Annotated in this window: 25 protein-coding genes; 14 read left to right on the top strand and 11 right to left on the bottom strand. The window is 73.2% G+C overall.

Annotation, left to right across the window (positions count from 1 at the left end; genetic code table 11):
* The 5 genes from ureC to BMW85_RS00850 all read left to right on the top strand — a co-directional run bounded on the left by ureC (position 1) and on the right by BMW85_RS00850 (position 6,044).
* Positions 1-1,725 carry an urease subunit alpha gene (gene ureC, locus BMW85_RS00870; protein ID WP_091075550.1) on the top strand — a complete coding sequence of 575 codons (1,725 nt, stop codon included), beginning with the start codon at positions 1-3 and terminating at the stop codon, positions 1,723-1,725.
* Positions 1,722-2,393: an urease accessory protein UreF gene (locus BMW85_RS00865; protein WP_091075548.1), complete on the top strand. Its 672-nt coding sequence runs from the start codon at positions 1,722-1,724 to the stop codon at positions 2,391-2,393. Before ureC ends, BMW85_RS00865 begins: the two co-directional genes overlap by 4 nt.
* Before the next feature lie 16 nt (positions 2,394-2,409).
* Positions 2,410-3,084 (top strand): urease accessory protein UreG, encoded by a 675-nt coding sequence (gene ureG / locus BMW85_RS00860; protein ID WP_245774538.1) that lies wholly within the window; start codon positions 2,410-2,412, stop codon positions 3,082-3,084.
* Complete coding sequence (locus BMW85_RS00855) at positions 3,066-4,037, top strand: urease accessory protein UreD (RefSeq protein WP_091075545.1); 972 nt, start codon at positions 3,066-3,068, stop codon at positions 4,035-4,037. Before ureG ends, BMW85_RS00855 begins: the two co-directional genes overlap by 19 nt.
* Before the next feature lie 87 nt (positions 4,038-4,124).
* Complete coding sequence (locus tag BMW85_RS00850; protein ID WP_245774537.1) at positions 4,125-6,044, top strand: APC family permease; 1,920 nt, start codon at positions 4,125-4,127, stop codon at positions 6,042-6,044.
* 3 nt (positions 6,045-6,047) lie between these two features.
* On the opposite strand, the gene BMW85_RS00845 is transcribed toward BMW85_RS00850, so the two are convergent.
* The 4 genes from BMW85_RS00845 to BMW85_RS00830 are packed head-to-tail and all read right to left on the bottom strand — an operon-like array spanning position 6,048 to position 11,250.
* Positions 6,048-8,414, bottom strand: a complete 2,367-nt coding sequence (locus BMW85_RS00845) for a glycoside hydrolase family 65 protein (RefSeq protein WP_091075540.1) — start codon at positions 8,412-8,414, stop codon at positions 6,048-6,050.
* Positions 8,411-9,166, bottom strand: a complete 756-nt coding sequence (locus BMW85_RS00840) for a beta-phosphoglucomutase family hydrolase (RefSeq protein WP_342743372.1) — start codon at positions 9,164-9,166, stop codon at positions 8,411-8,413. The genes BMW85_RS00845 and BMW85_RS00840 overlap by 4 nt, the downstream gene beginning before the upstream one ends.
* A 54-nt stretch (positions 9,167-9,220) precedes the next feature.
* Positions 9,221-10,912 (bottom strand): SulP family inorganic anion transporter, encoded by a 1,692-nt coding sequence (locus BMW85_RS00835; protein WP_177240440.1) that lies wholly within the window; start codon positions 10,910-10,912, stop codon positions 9,221-9,223.
* Positions 10,909-11,250, bottom strand: coding sequence for an ArsR/SmtB family transcription factor (locus tag BMW85_RS00830; protein WP_091075534.1), 342 nt, complete (start codon positions 11,248-11,250; stop codon positions 10,909-10,911). The genes BMW85_RS00835 and BMW85_RS00830 overlap by 4 nt, the downstream gene beginning before the upstream one ends.
* Before the next feature lie 94 nt (positions 11,251-11,344).
* Here BMW85_RS00830 and BMW85_RS00825 point away from each other — a divergent pair, with 94 nt between their 5' ends.
* Positions 11,345-11,716, top strand: coding sequence for a universal stress protein (locus tag BMW85_RS00825; RefSeq protein WP_245774536.1), 372 nt, complete (start codon positions 11,345-11,347; stop codon positions 11,714-11,716).
* A 9-nt stretch (positions 11,717-11,725) separates the two neighbouring features.
* Here BMW85_RS00825 and BMW85_RS00820 read toward each other — a convergent pair whose 3' ends face one another.
* Entirely contained in the window at positions 11,726-12,610 is an 885-nt protein-coding gene (locus BMW85_RS00820; RefSeq protein WP_091075531.1) for an AraC family transcriptional regulator, read from the bottom strand.
* Positions 12,611-12,775: 165 nt separating this feature from the next.
* Between BMW85_RS00820 and BMW85_RS00815 the strand changes: the two genes are divergently transcribed.
* From BMW85_RS00815 to BMW85_RS00805, 3 genes are read left to right on the top strand one after another with little or no spacing between them, the layout of a single operon-like run.
* A complete protein-coding gene (locus BMW85_RS00815; RefSeq protein WP_091075530.1) occupies positions 12,776-13,093 on the top strand; it encodes a putative quinol monooxygenase in 318 nt (105 codons plus the stop codon).
* Positions 13,094-13,132: 39 nt separating this feature from the next.
* Positions 13,133-14,098: an alpha/beta hydrolase gene (locus tag BMW85_RS00810; RefSeq protein ID WP_091075527.1), complete on the top strand. Its 966-nt coding sequence runs from the start codon at positions 13,133-13,135 to the stop codon at positions 14,096-14,098.
* 18 nt (positions 14,099-14,116) lie between these two features.
* Positions 14,117-14,614 (top strand): NUDIX hydrolase, encoded by a 498-nt coding sequence (locus BMW85_RS00805; protein WP_091075525.1) that lies wholly within the window; start codon positions 14,117-14,119, stop codon positions 14,612-14,614.
* 2 nt (positions 14,615-14,616) lie between these two features.
* Here the strand turns inward: BMW85_RS00805 and BMW85_RS00800 are convergent, their stop codons facing one another.
* Positions 14,617-15,537: an SDR family NAD(P)-dependent oxidoreductase gene (locus tag BMW85_RS00800; RefSeq protein ID WP_091075522.1), complete on the bottom strand. Its 921-nt coding sequence runs from the start codon at positions 15,535-15,537 to the stop codon at positions 14,617-14,619.
* A 60-nt stretch (positions 15,538-15,597) separates the two neighbouring features.
* Between BMW85_RS00800 and BMW85_RS00795 the strand changes: the two genes are divergently transcribed.
* A complete protein-coding gene (locus BMW85_RS00795) occupies positions 15,598-16,530 on the top strand; it encodes an AraC family transcriptional regulator (protein WP_091075520.1) in 933 nt (310 codons plus the stop codon).
* On the opposite strand, the gene BMW85_RS00790 is transcribed toward BMW85_RS00795, so the two are convergent.
* From BMW85_RS00790 to BMW85_RS00780, 3 genes are all read right to left on the bottom strand, one after another.
* Positions 16,492-18,264 carry a glycoside hydrolase family 2 protein gene (locus BMW85_RS00790; RefSeq protein WP_091075517.1) on the bottom strand — a complete coding sequence of 591 codons (1,773 nt, stop codon included), beginning with the start codon at positions 18,262-18,264 and terminating at the stop codon, positions 16,492-16,494. The genes BMW85_RS00795 and BMW85_RS00790 overlap by 39 nt on opposite strands.
* Positions 18,261-19,550: an MFS transporter gene (locus BMW85_RS00785; RefSeq protein WP_245774535.1), complete on the bottom strand. Its 1,290-nt coding sequence runs from the start codon at positions 19,548-19,550 to the stop codon at positions 18,261-18,263. The genes BMW85_RS00790 and BMW85_RS00785 overlap by 4 nt, the downstream gene beginning before the upstream one ends.
* 102 nt (positions 19,551-19,652) lie before the next feature.
* The gene (locus tag BMW85_RS00780) at positions 19,653-19,985 is read right to left on the bottom strand and encodes a YnfA family protein (protein ID WP_091075512.1); all 333 of its coding nucleotides are present in this window, start codon (positions 19,983-19,985) and stop codon (positions 19,653-19,655) included.
* A gap of 122 nt (positions 19,986-20,107) precedes the next feature.
* On the opposite strand from BMW85_RS00780, the gene BMW85_RS00775 reads away from it, so the two are divergent.
* The 4 genes from BMW85_RS00775 (at position 20,108) to BMW85_RS00760 (ending at position 23,417) form a co-directional block, all read left to right on the top strand.
* Entirely contained in the window at positions 20,108-20,908 is an 801-nt protein-coding gene (locus tag BMW85_RS00775) for an SDR family NAD(P)-dependent oxidoreductase (protein ID WP_091075510.1), read from the top strand.
* A 98-nt stretch (positions 20,909-21,006) separates the two neighbouring features.
* Positions 21,007-21,573 (top strand): TetR/AcrR family transcriptional regulator, encoded by a 567-nt coding sequence (locus tag BMW85_RS00770; RefSeq protein WP_091075507.1) that lies wholly within the window; start codon positions 21,007-21,009, stop codon positions 21,571-21,573.
* A gap of 3 nt (positions 21,574-21,576) precedes the next feature.
* Positions 21,577-22,758 (top strand): FAD-dependent oxidoreductase, encoded by a 1,182-nt coding sequence (locus BMW85_RS00765; protein WP_091075504.1) that lies wholly within the window; start codon positions 21,577-21,579, stop codon positions 22,756-22,758.
* Positions 22,759-22,985: 227 nt separating this feature from the next.
* Positions 22,986-23,417, top strand: a complete 432-nt coding sequence (locus BMW85_RS00760; RefSeq protein ID WP_245774534.1) for an ester cyclase — start codon at positions 22,986-22,988, stop codon at positions 23,415-23,417.
* On the opposite strand, the gene BMW85_RS00755 is transcribed toward BMW85_RS00760, so the two are convergent.
* Together BMW85_RS00755 and BMW85_RS00750 are read right to left on the bottom strand one after the other, a co-directional pair.
* On the bottom strand, positions 23,346-24,038 hold the full coding sequence (locus BMW85_RS00755) for an HAD family hydrolase (RefSeq protein WP_091075500.1): 693 nt from the start codon (positions 24,036-24,038) through the stop codon (positions 23,346-23,348). The two genes, BMW85_RS00760 and BMW85_RS00755, sit on opposite strands and share 72 nt — an antisense overlap.
* Positions 24,039-24,050: 12 nt before the next feature.
* Positions 24,051-24,911: a helix-turn-helix transcriptional regulator gene (locus BMW85_RS00750; protein ID WP_091075498.1), complete on the bottom strand. Its 861-nt coding sequence runs from the start codon at positions 24,909-24,911 to the stop codon at positions 24,051-24,053.
* Positions 24,912-25,006 lie beyond the last annotated feature (95 nt).

Here is a 25,006-nt window from a genome sequence, read left to right as displayed (position 1 = left end):
ATGGCCACGATGAGCCGCAAGCAGTACGGGAGCATGTTCGGCCCGACGGTGGGCGACCGCATCCGCCTCGCCGACACCAACCTGGTGATCGAGGTCGAGAAGGACCACACCGCCGGCCACTACGGCGACGAGGCCGTCTACGGCGGCGGCAAGACCGTACGCGACGGCATGTCGGCCGACCCGCTCTCCCAGAACGCCACGATCGCGCTCGACCTGGTGATCACCAACGCGGTCGTCCTCGACCCGATCCTCGGCGTCGTCAAGGGCGACATCGGCATCAAGGACGGCAAGATCGTCGGCATCGGCAAGGCGGGCAACCCGCACACCCAGAACGGCGTGGACCGCCGGCTGGTCATCGGCGTCGGCACGGAGGTGCTGGCGGGCGAGCACATGATCGCCACGCCGGGCGCCATCGACCCGCACGTCCACCTGATCGCGCCGCAGCAGGCCCAGGCCGCGCTCACCAACGGCATCACGACGCTGATCGGCGGCGGCACCGGCCCCACCGACGGCACCCGGGGCACGACCTGCACGCCCGGCCCGTGGAACATCGGCCGGATACTCCAGGCCGTCGAGGCGCTGCCGGTCAACATCGGCGTCATGGCGAAGGGCAACTCCAGCCTGCCGGGCTCGCTGGCCGAGCAGATCGAGGCCGGGGCGTGCGTGCTCAAGGTGCACGAGGACTGGGGCTCCACCCCGTCGGTGGTGGACTGCGCGCTGCGGGTGGCCGACGACTACGACGTCCAGGTGGCGCTGCACTCCGACAGCCTCAACGAGGCCGGCTACCTGGAGGACACCATCAGCGCCATCGACGGCCGGGCCATCCACACCTTCCACACCGAGGGCGCGGGCGGCGGGCACGCGCCCGACCTGATCCGCATCGCCGGCGAGCCGAACGCGTTGCCGTCCTCGACGAACCCGACGCTGCCGTACACGATCAACTCGGTGGACGAGCTGCTCGACATGGTGATGGTCTGCCACCACCTCAGCCACGACATCCCCGAGGACGTGTCGTTCGCCGACAGCCGGGTGCGCGCGGAGACCATCGCGGCCGAGACGGTGCTGCAGGACATGGGCGTGATCAGCATGTTCTCCTCCGACTCGCAGGCCATGGGCCGGGTCGGCGAGACCTTCACCCGGGCCTTCCAGACCGCGCACCACTGCAAGGACCAGCGGGGCAAGCTGCCGGAGGACTCCGAGCGCAACGACAACCAGCGGGTGCTGCGCTACCTCGCCAAGCTGACCATCAACCCGGCCAGGACCGTGGGCATCGCCGAGACGGTCGGCTCGTTGGAGGACGGCAAGCTGGCCGACATCGTGCTCTGGCCGTTCACCTCGTTCGGCGCCAAGCCCGCCGTCGTGGTCAAGGGCGGGCTGATCAACTGGGCGCAGATGGGGGACCCGAACGCCTCGCTGCCGACGCCGCAGCCCGTCTACTACCGGCCGATGTTCGGCGCGATGGGGATGGCGCAGCGCAAGAGCAACGTGACCTTCCTGCCGGACGCCGCCATCGCCGCCGGGGTGCCGGACCGGCTCGGCCTGCAGCGGCTGATCGCCAGGGTGCGCCACACCCGTACGGTCGACAAGCGGCACATGGTGCGCAACTCCGCGCTGCCCAAGATCACCGTGGACCCGGAGACGTTCAAGGTCACCGTCGACGGCGAGCACGCGACCATCGCACCGGCCGAGGAGCTGCCGCTGAACCACCTGTTCTTCCTGGCATGAGCCTGCTCGCCCAGCTCCAGCTGGCCGACTCCGCCTTCCCCGGCGGGCTCTACACGCTCTCGCACGGGCTGGAGTCCTACGCCCAGGCGGGGCCCGTGGACGTCGCCGCGCTGCTGGAGGACGTGCTGCTGCACGCGGCGGGACCGGGCGACGCCACCGCGCTGGTGCTCGCCCACCGGGCCGTACGGAGGGACGACTGGGACACGGTGGTGGCGGTCGACCAGCGGCTGCACGCCATCAAGCTCAACCGCGAGCTGCGGGCGGCGGCGACCAGGACCGGCAACCAGGTCCTGCGGACGGCCGCCACGGTCTTCGCCACCCCGGAGCTGCTCCGGCTGGTGGAGCTGACCGGGGCGGGAGCCACGCCGGGCAACCACGCGGTCGTCCTGGGCACGGCCTACGCCGGGCTGGGCGTGGCCGAGGACGGCGCGGTGACGGGCGACCTGTACGCCTTCGCGGCGAGCTGGGTCAGCGCGGCCGTCCGGCTGCGCCGGCTCGACTTCCGCCAGGCCCAGGCCACCCTGTACGGCGCCGGGCCCGCGATCGAACGGGCGGCGGCCGCCGCGCTGGCCGCCCGCGACCCGCTCGACCTGTACGCCGCCACGCCGATCGCCGACACGATGAGCTGCGCCCACGAGCGGGCGACGGCTCGGCTCTTCACCACATGAAAGGCTGCGCACACCCATGCACCAACACGCGCACCCGGCCCCGGCCACCCACCTGACCACGGCGCTGGACCGCGTCTTCAAGGTCGGCGTCGGCGGCCCGGTCGGCTCGGGCAAGACGGCGCTGATCGAGGCGCTCGTGCCGATCCTGCTGCGGCGCGGGCACAGCGTCGGCGTCATCACCAACGACATCTACACGCAGGAGGACGCCGACCACGTCAGGCGCACCCTGGACGGCGTGCTGGACCCGGCGCGGATCATGGGCGTGGAGACCGGTTCCTGCCCGCACACGGCCGTACGCGACGACCCGTCCATGAACCTGGCCGCCGGCGCCGAGCTCCTGGAGCGCTTCGGGGACATCGACACGCTGCTGTACGAAAGCGGCGGCGACAACCTCACCCTCACCTTCAGCCCGCTGCTGGCCGACGTCTACGTGTTCGTGCTGGACACCGGCGAGGGCGACAAGATGCCGCGCAAACGCGGGCCGGGCATCACCGACTCCGACCTGCTCGTCATCAACAAGATCGACATCGCGCCGTACGTGCGGGCCGACCTCGACGTGATGGCCCGCGACGCCGACCGGGTCCGCGAGGGCCGGCCGGTGATCCTGACCGACGCGCTGCGGGGCACGGGCCTGCCGGAGGTCGCCGACTTCATCACCAGCCGCAGGCGCGCATGCTCGCCGAGCGCCTAGACCGGCTCGCGCCCGGCCACTACACGATCCCCTCCGTGCCGGAGGAGGTGGCGAGGCACGCGCAGGCCCTGGACACGCTGCCGGTCGGCAGCTCCGGCAAGGTGGGCGTGCTCGACCTGACCTTCGAGCGGCGCGGCGGGCGCACCGAGCTGACCGGCCACTACCAGAAGACGCCGCTGCAGATCATGCGGCCGCTCTACTACGACCCGGCCCGTCCCGACCTGCCGTACGTGTGCGTCATGTCGGCCGGTGCCGGCGTCCTGCAGGGCGACCGCTACCGCCTCGACGTGACCTGCGGCGCGGGCGCCGCCGTGCACGTCACCACCCAGACCGCCACCAAGGTCTACCGGATGGAGCAGGACTACGGCACGCAGCTCGTGCGCCTCACGGTCGGCCCCGGCGGCTACCTGGAGTATCTGCCGGACCCGGTGATCCCGTTCGCCGGTTCCCGCTTCTACCAGCGGACGCACCTCACCTGCGATCCCGGCGGCACGGCGATCGTCGCCGAGAGCATGCTGGCCGGCCGGCTGGCCAGGGGCGAGCGGCACGCCTACACCGCCTGCTGCACCGACCTGTCGGCGCATCGGCCCGGCGGCGCGCTGCTGTTCGCCGATCCGCTCAGGCTCGTCCCCGGGCGTTCCCCCGTGACGGGCCCGGCCATGTTCGGCGAGCACGGGGTGCTGTCCACCCTGTACGTCATCACCCAGGCCGTCGAGGCGGACGCCCTGGCCGACGCCCTGCACGAGGTGGTGGCGGACAGTGTGGTGGCGGACAGCGGGGCGGCGGGCGGCGGGCTGGCGGGCGGGGCGAGCACCCTGCCGAACGGGGCGGGCGCCTGGGTCCGGCTGCTGGGGCCTGAGTCCCCGCCCGTCCGCGCGACGCTGGACCGGCTGTGGGATCTCGCCCGGCGGCTGATCACCGGCCATCCCGCGCCCGACCGGCGCAGACCCTGAACCGGGGTTCCGGGGGAGCCGGACACAGCGAAGTCTCCGCGCGGGTGGGCCGCCGGACAGCCGATGGGGAACGACGAGGGGAAACCGGTGGCCGATCACGAACCTGATGCCGACGACGCCCCGGCGGCCCGCCCCCAGGGGGAGGCGGGCCTGCCCGCGGGCCGCGCAGTCGCCACCACGGGCGCCCTCCTGTCCACGAACCGGGCGCCCAAGGTCCAGGTCCAGCATGGCGAGGGCGAGAAAGGCCACCTGACCAGCCTGCAGGGGCTGGTGGCGCTGTCCCTGGACGCGCTGAGCTCCGTCGCCTACGGCCCGGAGGCCATCGCCCTCGTCCTCGCCGCCGCGGGAAGCGCCGCGGTCGGTCACACGCTGCCGGTCACGCTGGCCATCGCCGCGCTGCTCATCCTGCTGGTCACCTCCTACTGCCAGGTGATCGCCGCCTTCCCCGACGGCGGCGGCTCCTACGCGGTGGCCAAGCGGAGCTTCGGCCCGATGGTGAGCCTGCTGGCCGCCGCCGCGCTCGTCGTGGACTACGTGCTCACCGTCGCGGTGAGCCTGGCGGCCGGCGCCGCGAGCCTCGCCTCCGCCTTCCCCGTCCTCCGTCCTCATCTCCTGGCGACCTGCCTGCTCGGACTGGCCGTGCTCACCGCGCTGAACCTGTACGGCATAGCCGACAGCGCCCGCGTGCTGGCGGTGCCGACCCTGCTGTTCATCGCGAGCATCCTCGGCATGGTCGTCGTCGGCCTGGCCCGCTCCCATCCGGCGGCGGTCGTCGGCACGGCCACGCCCCTGCCCGTGCACGAGGCACTCAGCGTGCTGCTGATACTCAAGGCGTTCTCCTCGGGCTGCTCGGCGCTGACCGGCGTGGAGGCCATCGCCAACGGGGTGCCGATGTTCCGTCGGCCGCGGGTGCGCCGGGCCCAGCGGACCGAGCTGATGCTCGGCCTGCTGCTCGGGACGATGCTCATCGGGACCGCGCTGCTCATCCGGCGCGACGACGTCGTGCCGCGCTCGGGCGTCACCATCCTGGCGCAGCTCACGGCCGGCGCCTACGGCACGGGCTGGCTCTACCTCGCGGTCAACATCATCGTCACCCTCGCGCTCGCCCTGGCCGCCAACACCAGCTTCGGCGGCCTGCCGGTGCTGATGGCCCTGCTGGCCAAGGACAACCGGCTGCCGCACCTGTTCGCCCTGCGCTCCGAGCGGCCCGTCCACCGCTACGGCGTCGTCGCGGTGGCCGTCCTCGCCGCGCTGCTCCTGATCGCGCTGGACGCGCAGACCCACCGGCTGATCCCGCTGTTCGCGATCGGCGTGTTCACCGGGTTCACGATCAGCCAGACGGGGCTCGTCCGCTACTGGACGCGGGAACGCCCGCAGGGGTGGACGCGCAAGGCACTGCTGAACGGCGCCGGCGCCGTCGCGACGACGGTGGCCACGCTGGTGCTGCTGACCACGAAGTTCACGGAAGGCGCCTGGGTGGTGCTCGTGGCCGTCCCGCTGCTGATCCTGCTCTTCAGGTGGGTGGAGCGCTACTACGGCCGGGTGGCGGCCGCGCTCGGGCTCGGCGGGCGCCCGGCGGAGCCGCACCGCCCCGAGCCGGACCGGCGGCTGGTGATCGTCCCCCTCAGCCCGACCTCGGCGATCAGCGCCCTGTCGGAACGGGCGCTCGGCGCGGCGCTGGCCCTCGGCGGGGAGGTCGTCGCCGTCGTCGTCTCCGACGCCGCCGACGAGCTCGGCGGCCTGCGCGCGGAGTGGGAGCGGTGGAGCCCGCACGCCCGGCTGAAGATCCTGGAGAGCCCCCGTCACGCGGTGGTCCGCCCCGTCGTCGAGTACGTGCGCCGCCAGGAGGCGAGCGGCCGATGGATCGCCGTGGTGATCCCGCGCATCGAGCCGCCCCGTCCCCGCTACCGGCTCCTGCACACCCAGCGTGACCTGCTCCTGGCCGCGTCCCTGCGCGACCACACGAGCGCGATGGTGTGCTTCGTACCGTTCCGCGTCCAGGGCTGAGCGTCACCCGCCGTGCTCGCGGGGCCGGCGCGCACGAGGCTCGCGGCCGGGCGGCTGGTGAACCTCCCGCTCCGGCGCGGGCCGGGGCGGATTGGGCCGGGTGACCTCCTCCTGGCCCAGGTCGAACTCCTCGCCGTAGTGGGTCAGCGTGATCGGCGGCCCTGCCAGGAGCCGGTAGGCCGTCGCCTCCTTGGTGGCGCTGACGCTCATCAGGCTGCCGCGGTAACTCAGCCGGAAGGCGAGCCGGGTGATGCCGGAGGGCAGAGCGGGCGCGAAGCACACCCGTCCGCCGCCCGCGCGCATCCCGCCGAACCCCGCCACGAGGGCGATCCACGCTCCGGCCAGCGACGCCATGTGCACGCCGTCCACGGTGTTCTTCTCCAGGTCGGCGAGGTCCATCAGCGCCGCCTCGCCGAGATAGCGGTAGGCCAGCTCCAGATATCCCACCTCGGCGGCGATGACCGCCTGGGTGCAGGCGGACAGGGACGAGTCGCGCACCGTCAAAGCCTCGTAATAGGCGAAGTTGTCGGCCTTCTGCTCCGGCGTGAAGGCATCCCCGCGCAGATGCATCGCGAGCACCACGTCCGCCTGCTTGACCACCTGCCGCCGGTAGAGGTCGAAGTAGGGGAAGTGCAGCAGCAGCGGATAACGGTCGGGACCGGTGGCGGCGAAGTCCCAGAGCGCGTGCTGCGTGAACCCCTCACTCTGCGGATGCACCCCCAGCCGCTCGTCCCAGGGGACGGTCATCGCCTCCGCCGCCCCGCGCCACCGGCGGATCTCCTCCTCCGTGACCTCCAGCCGGGCCGCGAGGGCCGGATGGCGGGCCGCGGCCTCGGCCGCCTCGCGCAGGTTCCGCTGGGCCATCAGGTTCGTGTACACGTTGTTGTCGGCGACGGCGGTGTACTCGTCCGGTCCGGTCACGCCGTCGATGCGGTACCGCCCGGCCGCGTCGTGGTGGCCCAGTGCGCACCACAGCCGGGCCGTCTCGACGAGCACGTGCAGGCCGGCGTCACGGTCGAACGCCACGTGCTGGCAGGCGTCGACGTATTGGGCGACGGCGTGCGCGATGTCGGCGTTGACGTGGAAGGCCGCGGCTCCCGCCGGCCAGTAGCCGGAGCACTCCTCGCCGTGGATGGTCCGCCAGGGGAAGGCGGCGCCGCGCAGCCCCAGTTGCCTGGCGCGGGCCCGGGCCAGGGGGAGGATGGACCGCCGCCACGACAGGGCGTCCGCGACGGCTCTCGGATAGGTGTAGGTGAGCACGGGCAGCACGAAGATCTCGGTGTCCCAGAAGGCGTGCCCGTCATAGCCGGACCCGGTCAGGCCCTTGGCCGGCAGGGCGCGCTCCTCCAGGCGCGCGGCCGACTGCAGCAGATGGAACAGCCCGAACCGCACGGCCTGCTGCACCTCCGCGTCGCCCTCCACCTCCACGTCCGCGCCGTCCCAGAAGTCGTCGAGGAAGCGCCGCTGGTCCGCGCACAGGCCGTCCCAGCCGACCAGGCGGGCGGCCGCCAGCGCCGCGGCCACCTGGTCGTGCAGGGCGGGCCGCGACCGCTTGGCCGACCACCCGTAGGAGAAGTACTTGACCAGCCGCAGCTTCTGCCCGGGCGACAGCAGCGTGGCCACGGTCACCCGGCTCACGTCCTCGCTGCCCTGCGCCTCGGTCACGGTGCCGTCCGGCCCGTCGATCTCGTGCCACATGCCCGCGGCGACCCGCAGCCCGCTGGCCCGGGTGCGGTGCACCATGATCGTCAGGTTGTCCCCGTCGACGACGGTCTCCTCCGCGACCAAGGGGGACCGCAGCGTCGCGGCGGCCCGCGGGTCACCGCCCGCCGACGTCTGGGTCTCGTTGGCGACCAGCTCCGACTGGACGACGAAGTGGGTCGGCCGGTCCACGGCCTCGACCTCGTACTGGATCGCGGCGACCGCGCGATGGGTGAACGACACCAGCCGCGTGGACCTGATCCGCACCGAGATGCCGGTCGGCGAGCTCCAGTGCGCCGTGCGCGTGAGGGTGCCGGCCCGCAGGTCCAGCACCCGTTCGTGCTGGTGCAGCGTGCCGTACCGCAGGTCGAAGGGCTCGTCGCCGACCAGCAGCCGGATCAGTTTGCCGTTGGTGACGTTCACCACCGTCTGCCCCGACTCCGGATATCCGTAGCCGCCCTCCGCGTACGGCAGCGGCCTCAGCTCGTAGAACCCGTTGAGGTAGGTGCCCGGCTCCCCGTGCGGCTCGCCCTCGTCCAGGTTGCCGCGCAGGCCGATGTGCCCGTTGGACAGCGCGAACACCGACTCGGTCTGCGCCAGCACGTCCAGATCCAGATGGTGCTCCCTGAGCGTCCACGGCTCGACCTCGAACGCCGGGTGCCGGATCATCCCGCGTCCCCGGAGTGCGTACTCGGCTCCAGGAGCTCGGCCAGGTCGGTGACCACGACGTCGGCCCCGTGCTGCCGCAGCGCCTCCGCCTGCCCCGCCCGGTCGACGCCGACGACGAAGCCGAACCCGCCCGCGCGGCCGGCCGCGACCCCTGCCAGGGCGTCCTCGAACACCGCCGCCTCCGACGGCTCCAGCGACAGCGCCTCGGCCGCCGCGAGATACATGTCCGGGGCGGGCTTCCCCGCCAGCCGCCGCTCCCGGGCCACGACGCCGTCGATCCTGGCCTCGAACCGCGAGGCGAGCCCCGCGGCGGTCAGGACGTGCACGGTGTTGGCGCTCGACGACACCACGGCGCTGCGCAGTCCCGCGTCCCGGACCGCGTCCAGGTAGCGGACGGAGCCGGGGAACACCTCCACGCCGTCCCGGTCGATGATGGCCTGGACGAGCTGGTTCTTCCTGTTGCTCAGCCCGTTGACGGTCATCGCGCCGGGCGGGTCGTCCGGCGTCCCCTCCGGCAGGCTGATCCCTCGCGACTGAAGGAAACTCCTCGCCCCGTCCACCCGCTTCTTGCCGTCCACGTAGCGGTCGTAGTCGGCCTTCGCGTCGAAGGGCACGAAGGGCGTCCCCGACTTCTCACCCCACTTGCGCAGGAACTCGTCGAACATCGTCTTCCACGCCGCGGCGTGCACGGTGGCGGTGCGCGTCAGCACGCCGTCCATGTCGAACAGGCACCCGCGAATTCCCTCAGGCATCCCCAGCATTCGTCCTCCGAAGAGGGCAATACCCGCCTGACCTGCGAGTACCCGTCACCGGACGGCGGGAAGGACGCCGTCCAGTCGGAGGCGGTGGCGGGCGGCGGCGATCGCCTCGGGGGTGGTGGCGAACACCTGCCCGGCCTCGTCGAGCCGCGAGACGACGCCGAGGGCGCGCAGCGGCCGGTGGTGACCGTCGCGGATGCCGGAGACGTACACGGTGATGCCGCGGCGTTCCAGGCGGGAGATGGCGTCGCCGAGCACCAGGGCGCCGCTGGCGTCCAAGGTGGTGACCCTGGACATCCGCAGGATGACCACCGAGACGTCGGCGACCTCGGACAGCTCCAGCAGGAAACGGTGCGCGGCGGCGAAGAACAGCGGCCCGTCCAGCCGGTAGGCGACGATGTGCTCGGCCAGCAGCGCGTGTTCCTCGGCGTCGTGGTCGCCGGGCAGGTCCGGGTGCAGCGGCATCGCGTCCAGCCGGACGTTCCTGGCGATGGCGCGCAGCGCCAGCGCGCCGGCCACGACCAGGCCGAGGATGACGGCGGAGACCAGGTCGAGTGCGAGGGTGGCGATCGCGGTCAGCGCGAGCACGAGCGCGTCGGACCTGGTGGAGCGGAGCATCGCCGCCACCGAGCCGACCTCGACCATCCGCACGGCGGTGGCCAGCAGCACCCCCGCCAGCGCCGCCAGCGGGATGCGGGCCACGAGATCGGCGGCGGTGAACACGATCACCCCGAGTATCGCCGCGTGGGCGAGCGCGGCCAGCCGGGAGGAGGCGCCCGAGCGCACGTTGACGGCGGTGCGGGCGATCGCGCCGGTGGCCGGCACGCCGCCGAACAGCGGCGCCACCAGGTTGGCCAGCCCCTGGCCGAACAGCTCCCGGTCGGGGTCGTGCCGGTGGCCGACGCCCATGCCGTCGGCGACGGCGGCCGACAGCAGCGACTCCAGCGCGGCGAGCGCGGCGACCGCGACGGCGGGGGCGATCAGCGAGCTCAGCGCGCCGACGTCGAGGAAGGCGAGCGACGGGGCGGGCAGCCCGGCGGGCAGGGCGTCGATGCGCGTCACCGGCAGGTCGGCCAGCTCGGCCACGACGGTGGCGGCGGCCACGGCCAGCAGCGAGAACGGCACGCCGGGCCGCAGGCGCGCCCCGGCCAGCATCACCGCCGCGACGGCGACGGCCATCGTGAGGGCGAGCCAGTGCGGGTGGGCGGCGAAGGCGAGCACCGCCTGCCAGGCCACGGCCAGCACCTTGTCGCCCTCGGGGGTGGGCACGCCGAGCGCGGCCGGCACCTGCTGCAGGCCGATGACGCAGGCGATGCCCAGGGTGAAGCCCTCCACCACCGGCGCGGGGACGAGCGCCATGTAACGGCCCGCCCGGGCCAGGGCCAGCCCGAGCAGCAGCAGCCCGGCCAGCACGCCCACTGTGAGCACGCCGGACGCGCCGTGCGCGTGCATGATCGGCACCAGCACCACCGTCATGGCGCCGGTCGGCCCGGACACCTGCAGCGCGGACCCGCCGAAGACGGCTGCGAGGGCGCCGGCCACCACCGCCGTGGCGAGCCCGGCCTCGGCGCCCAGCCCGGAGGAGATGCCGAACCCGAGCGCCAGCGGCAGCGCCACGATCGCCACCGTCAGCCCGGCGAGCAGGTCGCGCCGCGGATGACGGCCCATCGCGGCCAGGTCGGCGCGGGCGGGCAGGACGGAGCGCAGGCGGCCGAGGCCCGCCACGAGCACAGGGTTCACCGCTGGCCGGTCTCTTCTTCGAGGAGTTCGTTGAGCAGCGCGTGCCGGCCCGACAGCTTGGCGCTGAGCAGGGCGCGGGCCGCCCGCAGCAGCTCGGCGACGTCGCCGCCGGACAGCGCGTAGACGACGGTCGAGCCGTCGCGGCGGGCGGTCACCAGCTCGGAGCGGCGCAGCACGGCCAGATGCTGGGACAGCCCGGTCGGCTCGACCTCGATCGCGGCCAGCAGGTCGCGCACCGGCTTCGGTCCGTCCTGCAGCAGCTCCAGGACGCGGATGCGCACCGGATGGCCGAGGAGCCTGAACAGCTCGGCCTTGGCTTCGTACAACGGCACCGACATTCTCTGCGCGTCCTCTCCTTCGCCTGCCGTCACCATTCTGCTCGCAATTGCGAAACTTCGCAATTCGATAGATGTGAAGGCTCCCTCCGCCCCAGTGACCTTGGTCCCGGCCCGCGGCGCGCGGTTACACGCCGTGCACGTCTGGCGCACCCCGGCGGTCTCCCCGTACGCGCTCGCCGGCGACGGCGTCCTCATGGACCTCTACCAGGAGGACACCCGCGCGGTCGCGGACGGCGTGGACCGGTGGCGGGCGGAGAACCCCGACGTCGAGATCACCCACGCGGCGTGGGTCGGGCACCCGGTGAGCGTGCTGACCGAGGCGGCGGCCTCGGCCGACCTGGTCGTGGTGGGCTCGCGCGGGCTGGGCGGCTTCGCCGCCGCGATCATGGGCTCGGTCGGGCACGGCGTGCTGCACCACGTCACCCATCCCGTCGCGGTGGTCCGCCCGCGCGCCCGGACGGCCTGACCACGGGAGTCACCCCGCGCCCGCATGGAGGCGGGTGGCGTCGCGGCTGGGCGGGACGCCGTACCGGCGGCGGTACTCGCGGCTGAACTGGGAGGGGCTGTCGTAGCCGACGCGGTGGGCGACGGCGGTGATGTCGTGCGGGCGGCCGGCGAGCAGGAGCCGGGCCTGCTGGAGCCGGATGCGCTTCTGGAACTGGATGGGGCTGAGCGCGGTGACCGTCTGGAAGTGGCGGTAGAACGCCGACGGGCTCATGCCGGCCAGCCGCGCCAGCTCCTCCACGCGGAACGGCTCGGCGTAGTGGTCCTGGATCCAGCGGACGGCGCGGGCGACGTGAGCGAGGCTGCTGTCGGCCAGGCCGAGCCGGCGTACGGCGTCGCCCTGCTCCCCGGTGAGCAGCCGCCAGAGGATCTCGCGCTTGACCAGCGGGGCCAGCACCGCCCGGTCGCGGGGCCGGTCGAGCAGGCGCAGCAGGCGGACCAGGGCGTCGAGGAGGTCGGCCGTCATGCCGGCGACGGCGATGCCCGGCAGCGCTCCCGCGCGGGCGGGCGGCAGGTCGCCGGGGGCGGCGTGCAGGAGGAGGTCGGCGACGGCGGCCGGCTCCAGGACGAGCGCCAGCCCCAGCGCCGGACGTTCCGGGCTGATCCCGACGAAGTGCCCGGTGACCGGCAGGTCCACGGAAGCCACCAGGTAGCTGCCGGGGTGGTACTCGTGGACGCGGTCGCCCACCGCGAGCCGTTTGGCGCCCTGGGCGAGGACGGCCAGCACCGTGCCGGACATCGCGGGTGACGGCGGGCCCGGCCACTCGGCCTTCGCGATGTGCAGGCCGTCGATGGCCGTGCTCTCGTCCGGCCGCACGTGCCGGGCCAGCGACGCAAGCAGCTCGTCGAATCCCATGCCTCTCATTCCACCACGAAGCGTGGAGGATCAGGCAAGAAGCGAGGAGCTTCGTTCTACCGTTCTCCGAGTTCAGACGGTGAAATGAGAGCACCTGACCGACGGCGGTCCCGCGCGTCCGGCAGGAGGAAAAGGCATCGCCTTCCCGCGACCGAGGAGCACACCGTGAAGATCCGATACGGGTTCAACGCCACCCTGACCGCCAGGCCCGGCATGGGGGAGCGGCTGGCCGATCTGCTGCTGACCGCCCTGGACGAGGGCGGCCCCGCCGCGAGCGAGCACTGCCTGGTCTACCTCGTCTGCCGGTCGAGCTCGGACCCCGACGTCGTCCACGTCACCGAGGGCTGGACCGGCGAGGAGGAGCACCACCGGGTCTTCGCCGGTCCGGCCGCCCAGTCCCTCGTCTCCCGGCTCCAGGAACTGCTCGCCGCGCAGGCCCCGTACACCGACTACGTGCCCGTCGGCGGCAAGGCCGCCTTCTGACCCCCTCGAATTTCTGACCTCCTCGAAAGGAACACCGTCATGTCCTCCCTCCCTCGCCCCGCGCTCGACCCCGAGCTCGACGCCCTGCTCACCGGCATGCCGCTCGTGTCGGAGATCACCCCGCGGATCCTCGCGGACCTGCGCGGGATCCCCGCGCCGCCGGTCGAGCCCCTGCTGCGCGGCCGGACCGTCGATCGGCGCGACGTCACCGTCCCAGGCTCCGGCGGCGCGCCGATCCCGATGACGGTCCTCACCCCGGCCGGCGCCGCGCCCGGAGCGCCGTGCGTCTACTGGATGCACGGCGGCGGCATGATCATGGGGGACCGGTTCTCGCAGCTCGACATCCCCCTCGAATGGCTCGACCGGCTCGGCGCGGTCGTGGTCACCGTCGGCTACCGGCTCGCCCCCGAGGCCGGCGGCGCCACCCCCGTCGAGGACTGCTACGAGGGCCTGCGGTGGGTCGCCGGGCACGCCGCCGAGCTCGGCATCGACCCCGGCCGCGTCGTCGTCGCGGGCGCCAGCGCCGGCGGCGGCCTCGCCGCGGGCGTCACGCTCATGGCCCGCGACCGCGGCGCCCCCGCCATCGCCGCCCAGGTCCTGATCTGCCCCATGCTCGACCACCGCAACAGCACCACCTCCAGCCGCCAGTACGCCGGCGAGCCCGGCGTGTGGACCCGCGAGACCAACGCGTTCGCCTGGAACGCCGTTCTCGGCGGCCTCGCCGGCGACGACGTCCCCGCCTACGTCTCGCCCGCCAGGGCGGACGACCTGTCCGGGCTGCCCCCCACGTACGTGGACGCGGGCTCCGCCGAGGTCTTCCGCGACGAGGACGTGGAGTACGCCACCCGCATCTGGGCGGCGGGCGGCCAGGCCGAGCTGCACGTGTGGGCCGGCGGCTGCCACGGCTTCGACGCGCTCTTCCCCGGGGCAGCGCTGTCCGCCGCCGCCCGGCGGACCCGTACCGGCTGGCTGGCCCGCACCCTCGATCGGCTCGCCGGCGCATGATCGGGCATAAGATGCCGGATGCCTTCGCCGAACCTGCGCCACGCCGTCCGCGCGATCGTCCTCGACGACCACGACCGCATCCTGCTCTGCCGGCACGCCTTGCCGAAGCCGGCCGGCACCACGATCGTCTGGGCGGCCCCCGGCGGCGGCGTCGAGCCGGGGGAGACGCCGCTCGCCGCGCTGCGGCGCGAGCTGGATGAGGAGGTCGGGCTGGCGGTCGAGGCCGGCCCGCCGCACGTGTGGCACCAGCGGGTGGTCGGCTCCGGGTACGCGCCGGGCTACGACGGCGTGGTCAACGACTACTTCCTCGTCCGTGCCCCGTCGTTCCCGCCCCGGGGCGCGCGGTCGGACGAGGAACTGGCCGCCGAGCACATCGACGGTTTCCGCTGGTGGACGCTCCAAGAGATCGCCGGCTACCGCGGGCCCGAGCTGTTCTCGCCGCGCGACCTGGCGACGCCGCTGGCAGGGCTCCTCGCCGGCGGCCCGCCGGCCCGGCCGGTGCGGCTCGGACTGTAGGGCTACGGCCGGCAGGCGGCGGTGGCGAGGTCCCAGAGCCGGTCGGCGGCGCCGGGGTCCACGGCCCAGGCCGCGACGCCGCCGGTCGCGTCCGGGCCGCCCGGCACCACCTCGGCCTCCTGGTTGTCGTTCGAGAAGTAGCGGCCGGTCACGCCGTCCAGCAGGGGGGACGCGGCGAGCAGCACCGAGGTGGCGGCCCCCTGCTCGGGCGTCTTGAAGTAGCCGGGGGTCAGCAGGCTCCCGTCGTCGTCCATCGCGCCCCACGCCCGCATGGTGGCCTGGTCGACGTGCCGCTGCAGGTTGGTGTGGACGTAGCCGGGTTCGTGGGCGTTCGCGGTGATGCCGTCGGCGGCCCAGCGCCGGGCGGCGGCGACCGCGAGCAGCACGTCGGCCGTCTTCGACTGCGCGTACGCGGTCCACGGATCGTACGGGCGGCGCTCGAAGTGCGGGTCGTCGAAGTCGAACGGCGCGCCCAACTGGGCTCCCGAGCTGACCATGACCACCCGCGCGCCGCCCGCCTGCCGGAGATGCGCGTGCAGGCCGGCGATCAGGGCGAAGTGCCCGAGAAAGTTCGTCGCGAGCTGGAGCTCCCAGCCCTCGGGGGTGGTCCTGCGGGCGGGCAGCGCCATGATTCCGGCGTTCGCCACGATCGCGTGCACCGGCCCGCTCCAGCCGGCCACGAACCGGCGTACCGAGCCGAGATCGCTCAGGTCCAGCGCCCGCTGCCCGGGGGCGGGACGGCGCGTGGCCACCGTGACCTCGGCCCCCGCTCCCTCCAGGGCCCGGACGGTCTGCGCGCCGATCCCGGAGGCGCCACCGGTGACGATGACGCGCCGCCCGGTGAGGTCGACGCCGGCCAGAATCTCCGTGGCCGTGGTCCTGGCGGTGAAAGGGGTGGTGAAAGGGGTGCTGATGCGTGTCATGACGGTCAGCCTAGGAACGCCCGGGTGGACGCGGAATGAGACAGAGTCGAGAATAGTTGCGTGAACGTCCAGCATGCTGATCCTCTGGAAGAGGTTCTCACCCTCGTCGGCACGACCAGCCGCCTCTCCGTCGGGCTGGCCGCCGGAGGGGAGTGGGCGCTGGCGTTCGACCCGCCGGAGGGGGTCAAGTTCAACGCGATCCGCCGCGGGCGCTGCCTGCTCACCGTGGAGGGCGTGCCGGAGCCGATCGAGCTGGCCGAGGGCGACTGCTTCCTGCTCGTCCAGCCGCGTGCCTTCACCCTGGCCGGCGGCGCGGACGTGCGCCCGGTCCCGGCTGCGCCGATCTTCGCGGCGGCCACGGACGGCGTGGCGCGCGTCGGCGACGGCGAGGACGTGCTCCTCCTCGGCGGCCGGTTCGACTTCGGCGAACGGGCCAGGGAGCTGCTGCTCGACGCGCTGCCGCCGGTGATCCACGTGCCCGGCCACACCGCCGAGGCCGCCACCGTCCGCTGGGCGCTGGAGCAGATCGCCGCCGAGCTGCGCGCCCGTCCGCCCGCCTCGGCCCTGGTCACCGAGCATCTCGCCCTGGTCATGCTGATCCACCTCCTGCGTCTGCACCTGGTCACCGCCGGACCGGGCGGGACGTCGGGTTGGCCGGCCGGGCTCACCGACCCGGTCGTGGCTCCCGCGCTGCGGGCCATGCACGCCGACCCCGCGCGCCCCTGGACCGTGTCCCAGCTCGCCGGGGTCGCGGCGGTGTCCCGCTCGACGCTGGCCGCCCGGTTCAAGCAGGTCGTGGGGCGGGGGCCGCTGGAATACCTGACGGGCTGGCGCCTCGAACTGGCCGCCGCCCGGCTGCGCCGCGGCGACGAGACGCTGGAGGCGATCGCCCGCGAGGTCGGCTACGGCTCGGTGAGCGCGCTGAGCAACGCGTTCAAGCGCCGCATCGGCGTCTCACCCCGCGACTACCGCCGCCGCGCCGGACCCGTCTGAGGCGTCAGGGGTCTGGCCGAGCGTGAGCCGGCGGTTGACCGCGCGGACCAGGTCCTCCGGCAGCTTGAGCACCTCCCTGTCGTAGGTGAGCAGGCCGTTCAGCTCGTCCTCGACGTCGGAGAGCTGGGTGTAGACGGTGGCGCTCAGGCCGCGCCGGATGGCCGGGACGATCTGCTCGGCGTGCAGCCGGGCGAACGCGGCGCCGAGGCGTTCGGGGGTGTCGTAGCGCCGGTAGCCGAAGTTGCGGTCGTTGAAGGTGTGGCCGTCGACCCGCAGGCCGTACCCGCCGTACTCCGACAGCACGAGCGCCCGCCGGTCGCGGCGGCGGCGCGGCGCGCGGAACCGGCGGAAGTAGACGTGCAGGCTCCGCAGGTCGCCGGCGCCCTGGTCGTGCCAGCCGCTGGCGTGGTCGACGGTCCTGGTGGGGTCGAGCGCGGCCAGCTCCCCGGCGACGCGGGCCGCGTCGAACTGGCCCCACCCCTCGTTGAACGGCACCCAGACGGCGATGCTCACCACGTTGCGCAGGTGCTCGACGGTCTCGCGCAGCTCGGCCATGAACCGTTCGCGGTGCGGCCGGCCGAACCAGCGGTCGGGCAGGTGGAACGGGACGAACGCCGGAGCGGTGACGACCAGCGGGTGGTAGCGGCCGCCGCCGTTGACCATGTCCTGCCAGACGAGCATGCCGAGCCGGTCGCAGTGGTGGTACCAGCGCAGCGGCTCGATCTTGATGTGCTTGCGCAGCATGGTGAAGCCGAGCCGCTTCATGGTGACGATGTCGTGGATCATGGCCTCGTCGGACGGCGGCGTGTACATCCCGTCGGACCAGTAGCCCTGGTCGAGCACCCCCGCGTGGAAGTAGGGGCGGCCGTTGAGCAGCAGCCGGGGCACCCCGTCCGCGTCCGTCACCACCCCGAACGAGCGCATGCCCACATAGCTGCGCACCCGGTCGGCGCCCAGCTCCACGGTGACGTCGTACAGGAAGGGGTCCTCCGGGCTCCACGGCCGGACGTCCGGGATCGGGACGCGCACCGGCCGCCCGGCCGGGACGGTGGCGCGGGCGACGACGGACCCGGCGGCCAGGATCTCGACGTCCGCCTCCCCCTCGGCGGCGTGCACGGTCACCTCGACGCAGGAATCGGCCAGGTGCGGGGTGAGGGTGAGCCGCTCCACGTGCACGTCGGGCACCCGCTCGGCCCACACGGTCTGCCAGATGCCGGACTGCGGGGTGTACCAGATGCCGCCCCGCTCCAGCTTCTGCTTGCCGCGGGAGTGCGGGACGGTGTCGGTGTCGTCGCGTACGGCGACGGTCAGCACGTTCTCGCCGTCGCGCAGGGCGCCGGTGACGTCGCAGCTGAACGGGAGGTAGCCGCCGGTGTGCGCGCCCACCTCGACGCCGTTGAGCAGCACCCGGCAGGTCTGGTCCACCGCGCCGAAGTGCAGCAGCACCCGGCCGCCCGTGCCGAACCCGTCGGGGAGCACGAGGGTGCGGCGGTACCAGAGGGTCTGGCCGGGCATGAGCTGCCGGCCGACGCCGGACAGCTCGGCCTCGGGCGAGAACGGCACCACGATCGTCCCGTCGTAGGCCGCGGGCTCCGCGCCGCCGTCGCCGGTGATCGCGTAGTCCCACCGGCCGTTGAGGTTGAGGTAGCTGTCGCGGACGAGCTGCGGACGCGGGTACTCGGTCAGGACGGCGTCGGGGTCGAGCTCCCTGCCCCAGCGGGTGAGCATGCTCATGCGGCCTCTCTCTTGCGCAGTGCCAGGACGGGAAGGGCGATCAGCAGCAGCACCGCGGCGGCCGCCAGGAAGATCGCGGGCGTGGGCACCTGTCTGAGCACGCCCAGATCCTCGTAGTAGGCGTCCGCGCCGCGGATGACCAGCGCTCCCACGTACGGGCCGATCAGCATCGGGATCAGGATCGCGAACACCATCCGCAGCCCCTGCACGTGCCCCGCGTGCTCGGGCGGCGTGTGGTCGCGGACCAGCGCGCCGATCGTCGCGGCGACCAGCATGAACCCGGACATCATCACCAGACCGGCCGCGATGACCGGGACCAGGCCGCGCGCCGGCCACATCGCCAGCAGCCCGACGGCGTAGATCCCGAGGGCGGGCAGCAGGAAACGCCTCTTGCCGACCCGGTCGATCAGCCGGCCGCAGCCGACGGTGACCGCGGACGCGCCGGTCAGCACCACGCCGAGGACGACCGCGTACGCCTCGATCTGGAGGTAGCGCTGCACGTAGATGATCAGGTAGGGCAGGAAGATCTGCGTGGAGACGCCCCAGATCGCCCACGCCGCCAGCAGCAGGTAGAGGCCAGGGTTGGCGCGCATCGCGCTGGGGCGCAGGCCGTGGAAGAGCGCGTCCAGCGCGCCGCCGCGCGCCCGGGGCAGGGCCGGGCGGTCCCGTACGAGGAACCACGCCACCACGCCGACCACGGTGATGACCGACCCGATCAGCAGGAAGAACTCCCGCCACTGCCCGGCCCGGGTGAGCGGGTCGAGGGCGCCGAAGACGGCCAGCATCGACACCAGCGGCATGATCGCGAGCACGGACTCCACCCGGCCGCGCACGGCCGGCCACGTCACGTCGGTCACCCACGCCTGGAAGGCGGCGTCATTCGCGCCGGAGCCCAGGAACGACATGACGCAGTCCAGCACGATGACCGCGATCATGGCGATGAGCACGGCGTTCGCGGCCGGCGCGAGGCTCCCCACGGTGTCCACGGTGACCAGCCCGAACGCCGCCGTGGCGAGGCCCCACAGGACGTAGCCGGCGGCGATGAAGGCCCGCCGCCGGCCCGTGCGGTCGGACAGCGCGCCCACCAGCAGCGTCGCGACCGTGGCGGTGAACGCGCTGGCGGCCACCATCGTGGCGATGGCGGTGGGGTCGTCGGTGATCGTGTCGTAGAGGAAGACGTTGAGATACATGTTCTCGACGGTCCAGGCGAGCTGGCCGACGAAGCCGAGCACGATCAAGGCCGTCCAGCGGCGGGGGCCCAGCCGGGCGGTGACTGGTGTGATCACGGGCGACAGCGTATAGCCGGTCGCCGGCGCACGACCGCGCGCGGTGCCGCGCGGGAGGACGCCCCCTGACGGCCGCGCGGCCTGCCCCGATCCGGCGGCCCGTCAGGCGCGGGGCGCGTACATGATGACCAGGACTCCGGCCAGGCAGACCAGCGCTCCGACGATGTCCCACCGGTCGGGACGGAACCCGTCCACGACCATGCCCCAGGCCAGCGACCCGGCGACGAACACCCCGCCGTACGCGGCCAGGATGCGGCCGAAGTTCGCGTCCGGCTGCAACGTGGCCACCAGCCCGTACAGGCCGAGCGCGACGAAGCCGGCGCCGACCCACAGCAGGCCGCGCTGCTCGCGCACCCCCTGCCAGACGAGCCACGCGCCGCCGATCTCGGCGAGGGCGGCCAGGGCGAACAGGGCGAGGGAGCGGAGGATCGTCATGCCCGTAGTGAACCGCATCGCGGCGCCCGCCCTGACCTGGGGCGGGGCGGTTGGGCGGGGCGGTTGGGCGCGGCCGTCATGGGCAGCCGGTCAGGCGGAGACCGACGAGAGGAACCGCCATCATGAGGAAAGAACAAGCCCGGCCGCTCGCCCTGGTGACCGGCGCGTCCAGCGGCATCGGCTACGAGCTGGCCAAGCAGTTCGCCTGGCACGGCTTCGACCTGATCGTCAACGCCGAGGACCCGGGCATCGCCGGCGCGGCCCGTGAGCTGCGCGAGCTCGGCACGTCCGTCGAGGCCGTCCAGGCCGACCTCGCCACCCACGACGGCGTCGAGCGCCTCTACGAGCGGGTCACGGCCGGCGGCCGTCCCCTGGGCGCGGTGGTGATCAACGCGGGGATCGGCGCGGGCGGCCCGTTCGCGGAGACGGACCTGGCCGGCGACCTGGAGGTCGTGGACCTCAACGTCCGTTCCGCGGTGCACCTGGCCAAGCTCTGCCTGCGGGACATGGTCCCCCGGGGGGAGGGGCGGGTGATGTTCACGTCGTCCGTCGCCGCCACGCAGCCGGGGCCGTTCGAGGCCACGTACGCCGCGTCGAAGGCGTTCCTGCTGTCCTTCGCCGAGGCGCTGCGCGACGAGCTCAAGGACACCGGCGTGACGGTGACCGCGCTGATGCCGGGCCCGACCGACACCGAGTTCTTCGAACGGGCGGGCATGGAGGACACCCGGGTCGGCTCCGGGAGGAAGGACGATCCGGCGCAGGTCGCCGAGCAGGGGTACGAGGCGCTGATGAAGGGCGAGGCCCAGGTGGTCGCCGGGTCGTTCATGAACAAGGTGATGGCCGGCGCGGCCAAGGTCGTGCCCGAGAAGGTCAAGGCCGCGGCGCACCGCCGGATGGCCGAGCCGGGCTCCGGCGACCGTTGAGCGGATCTTCTCGTACGACCCTCTAGCGATCTTTGCAGCATGCAACTATCGTGAATTTGGGCAAACGCCCAAGGCGGTCGTCCAAGAGAGGGTCGGGAATGCCGGAGACGTCGCTCGAACGCGGCCGAGCCACCAGGGAACGCCTGCTGCGCGCGGCCGTGACGCTCATCGGCGAGGCCGGCTGGAACGGCGTGACCACCCGCCTGGTCGCCGAGCGGGCCGGCGTCGCGCCCGGCGTCGTCCACTACCACTTCGGCTCGGTCACCGAGCTGCTGACGGCGGCCTCCCTCGGTTTCGTCCACGAGCTGATCGGCCAGATCGGCGAGGAGCTGACCCGGCTGCCCGACCCGGAAGCCGGCCTCGACTGGCTGATGGGCGCCGTGGCCGTCTACGCCGGCGACGATCCGGCCTCGCTGCTGGTGGCGGAGACATATCTGGCCTCGACCCGCATCCCCGAGCTGCGCGACCGGCTCGCCGAGCTCGTCCTCGCCTTCCGCCGCACCCTGGCCCGCTGGCTGGCCGGGCACGGCGTCGAGGACGCCGACACGGTCGCCGCCCTGCTCGCCGCCGCGATCGACGGGCTGGTCCTGCACCACCGCCTCGATCCGGAACTGGACGTCGCCGCGCTGGCCGGGCCGGTACGGCGGCTGCTGCGAAAGGAGTGACCCATGAAGGCCCTCATCTGCGGAGCCGGCATCGCGGGCCTGGCGCTCGCCTGGCACCTCGAACGCGACGGCTGGGACGTCGAGCTCGTCGAACGCGCACCGGCCTTGCGCACCGGCGGCTACATGATCGACTTCTACGGCGCCGGCTACGAGGTGACCGAGCGCATGGGCCTGGCCACCCGCCTGCGCGAGCTGCGCCACCCGGTGCGCGAGCTGGACTACGTCGACCGCGACGGCCGGCGCACCAGCCGGTTCGTCCTGCCGCCCGGCTTCTCCCGCGTGGTCAGCCTGCCGCGCGGCGACCTCGCCAGGACCCTCGCCGACGACGTCGTCGCACCGGTCCGCCACGGCGTCACGATCGAGACGGTCCGGCAGGACGCCCACCAGGTCGAGGTCACCCTCACCGACGGCACCCACCGCACCGTGGACCTGCTCGTCGGGGCCGACGGCGTGCACTCCCGCGTCCGCGAGCTGGTCTTCGGCCCCGAGGAACGCTACCTGCGCCACCTCGGCCATCACGTCGCCGCCTGCGTCCTCACCGATCCTGAGCTGAGCGCGCAGATCGGGCCGCGCTACCGGATGCTGACCGTCCCCGGCCTGATGGCCGGCGCGTACGCGCTGCCCGAGGACCGGCTCGCGCTGCTGTTCCTGCACCGCGAGCCCGATCCTGCCCTGCCGGCCGACCCCGCGGCTGCGCTGCGCCGCCACTACGGCGACCTCGGCTGGATCCTGCCCGAGACGCTGCCCCGGCTGCCCGCCGACCTCTACTACGACCAGGTCACCCAGGTGCGGATCGGCTCCTGGAGCCGCGGCAGGGTCGTGCTGCTGGGGGACTCCTGCCAGGCGGTCTCGCTGTTCGCCGGACACGGCGCGTCCATGGCGGTCGCCGCCGCCTGGGTCCTCGCCGACGAGCTGGCCGCCGGCGACCTGCCCACCGCGCTGACCAGGTACGAGGAGCGCATGCGGCCGACGATCGACGAGGTGCAGGCGTTCGGCCGCCGCTTCATCGAGTGGATGGCGCCCTCCAGCCGCCGCCGGATCGCCGCCCGCGACTGGCTGCTGCGCCTCGCCGCCCTGCCCGGCGTCAACCGCCTGTTCCTCACCTCACTCACGCCCGGCGGCCACGAGCTGATCACCAGCAGAGCCGACCGGCTCACCGCTCGCAAGCAGCGCCGTACGGCCTGACACGGCCCTCCCGGGCATTTACCCCATGCTTCCATCAGGCCCCGCCGACGAGGCCGATTTTGGCAGGCGCTTGGCACCGTCGTGCGTGACATCGCACGGACACTGAAAGGAGCGATGAAAACGTCGGCAAGGACACGAGGCGGCGCGGGCGGCGTCCTGCACCGCGGAGGAACGAACGCCGTGTCCCGTCACCGCGACCCCGGCCACACCACTGCCAGGAGGTGCCCATGTCGATCCAGTGGGATCTCAAACACCGGCTGAACCAGGCCGTCAACGCGCACGACATGGCCGGCGTGCTCGCCTGCTACAGCGACGACGCCGTCTTCGTCTCGCCCACGGGCGTCGCGCAGGGACACGACGAGATCGGCTGGGTCTACCAGGACGTCTTCAGGGCGTTCCCGGACTTCCACATGGCGGCGTGGTTCGAGCTGGACGGCTGCGACAACCCGACCTGCACCGAATGGACCTACACCGGCACTCACACCGGCCCGCTCCTGCTGCCGGGCGGGCGCGAGATCGCGGGTACGGGCCGCCGCATCGCCATCAGGGCGAGCTGCACCGCCCACATCTCCGACGGCAAGATCGACTCACACCGTGAGTACTTCGACCAACTCGAGCTCTACAGCCAGCTCGGTTTCGGACTGGCGGAGCTGGACTGAATCCCCACCTACGGGCCGGGCGGCGAAGGGTCGGGGAGGCGGGTCAGCCGGTCGGCGAGGTCGGTCAGTCGTTCGATCCCGCGCGGGCTCCGTCCGCATCCACGCGCAGGCGGCGGCGTAGGCGGCGGGCTTGGCCGCGCCGAGCTCGGTCGGGGTGAGGACGGCTTCGAAGTAGCCGAGGAGGCCGAAGCGGGCGAGCTTGGCGCGCTGCTGCCCGGGGTCGCCGTTGGTGAGCACGGCCAGCCGCGGTCCGCGGGGGAGCTCTTTCAGTGCCTCCAGGCAGGGCCGGACATCGGGATATGTCTGCCAGGACTCCTCGAACGCGCTGAGGTAGCGCTCCTCGATCCAGGCGTCCAGAAGAGCGGGATCGTCAGGGACCGGCTCGCCCAGCATCGGCAGGAAGGAGCGGAGCCTGCGCCGGTGGTGCTCGGCGAAGGAGCACTGACCGGCCAGATACTCCCGCATGTGGCGCGCCTCCAGGCTCCACCACAACGCCACCAGCTCGTCCGGCGGAGCCGTCGCGTCCGGCGCCGCCCGGACGATCGCCGCGATCGTCTCCATGACCGCGCTTCGGTGGTCGACCAGGGTCCCGTCCAGGTCGAAGAAGATCACATCCGCCACTCGTGGATCATTTCACGGCCGTCTGTCCCTGACGTCCCCGGTGGGGAAGTCCTCGGTGCCGAGCACGCGCAGCAGTTCGAGCCGCTCACGGGCCTCGTCGCCCACCGGGGTGAACACCAGCAGCTGCTGCCCCTGGTCGGGGGTGACCAGGGTGGTGCAGTCCATCACCAGCCGGCCCACCCGCTGATGCATCATGCTCTTGCGGTCGGTACGCCGCACCGCCACCTCGTGCTCCGCCCAGAGCCGGCGGAAGTCGGCGCTCGCGGCCAGGAGGCGTTCGACGAGCCGGGCGACCACGGGGTCGCCGGAGCGGCGGCCGGCGACCGCGCGCAGGTCCGCCACGAGCTGGCGGGCGTGATGCTCCTGCTCCTCGGGCGGATGGATGCCGCGCACGGCCTCCTCGGTGAACCAGCGGTAGACGAGGTAACGGCGGTCCCCGGTGAGGCCGGTGTGGTCGCCCATCAGCAGGACGGCCATCCGGTTCTGCGCGAGGAACTCGCCGAGGTCGGACAGCACCACGGCCGGGGTGTCGCCCAGCAGGTCCAGCATGCGGATCAGCCCGGCGCGGGCCAGACCGGCGAGACCGTCGGCGGGCGGGGGCCGGTGGCCGGCCAGGTGGAACAGGTGGTCGCGCTCGTCGTCGGACAGCCGCAGTGCCCGGGCCAGCGCGCCGAGCAACTGGACCGACGGCTGGCTGCTGCGGCCCTGCTCCAGGCGTACGACGTAGTCCACCGACATGCCGGCCAGCATCGCCACCTCCTCCCGGCGCAGGCCGGCGGCGCGGCGGCGGGGGCCGTCCGTGAGGCCCACCTCGGCCGGGCGGATCGCCTCCCGGCGGCGGCGCAGGAAGTCGGCGAGCTGCTCACGTTCCATGACGTCATCCTGCCTCGCGGCTGCCGGGCCGAGCCAGGGAGGGGCGCTCCCATGATGAACGCTCCGCTTCCGCCCGTCCCGGACCGGGCCCAGGG

The organism is Nonomuraea wenchangensis, assembly GCF_900111685.1.
GTDB lineage: Bacteria > Actinomycetota > Actinomycetes > Streptosporangiales > Streptosporangiaceae > Nonomuraea > Nonomuraea wenchangensis.
The sequence above is the reverse complement of the archived record's forward strand: the minus strand, read 5'-3'. Positions and strand labels throughout refer to the sequence as shown.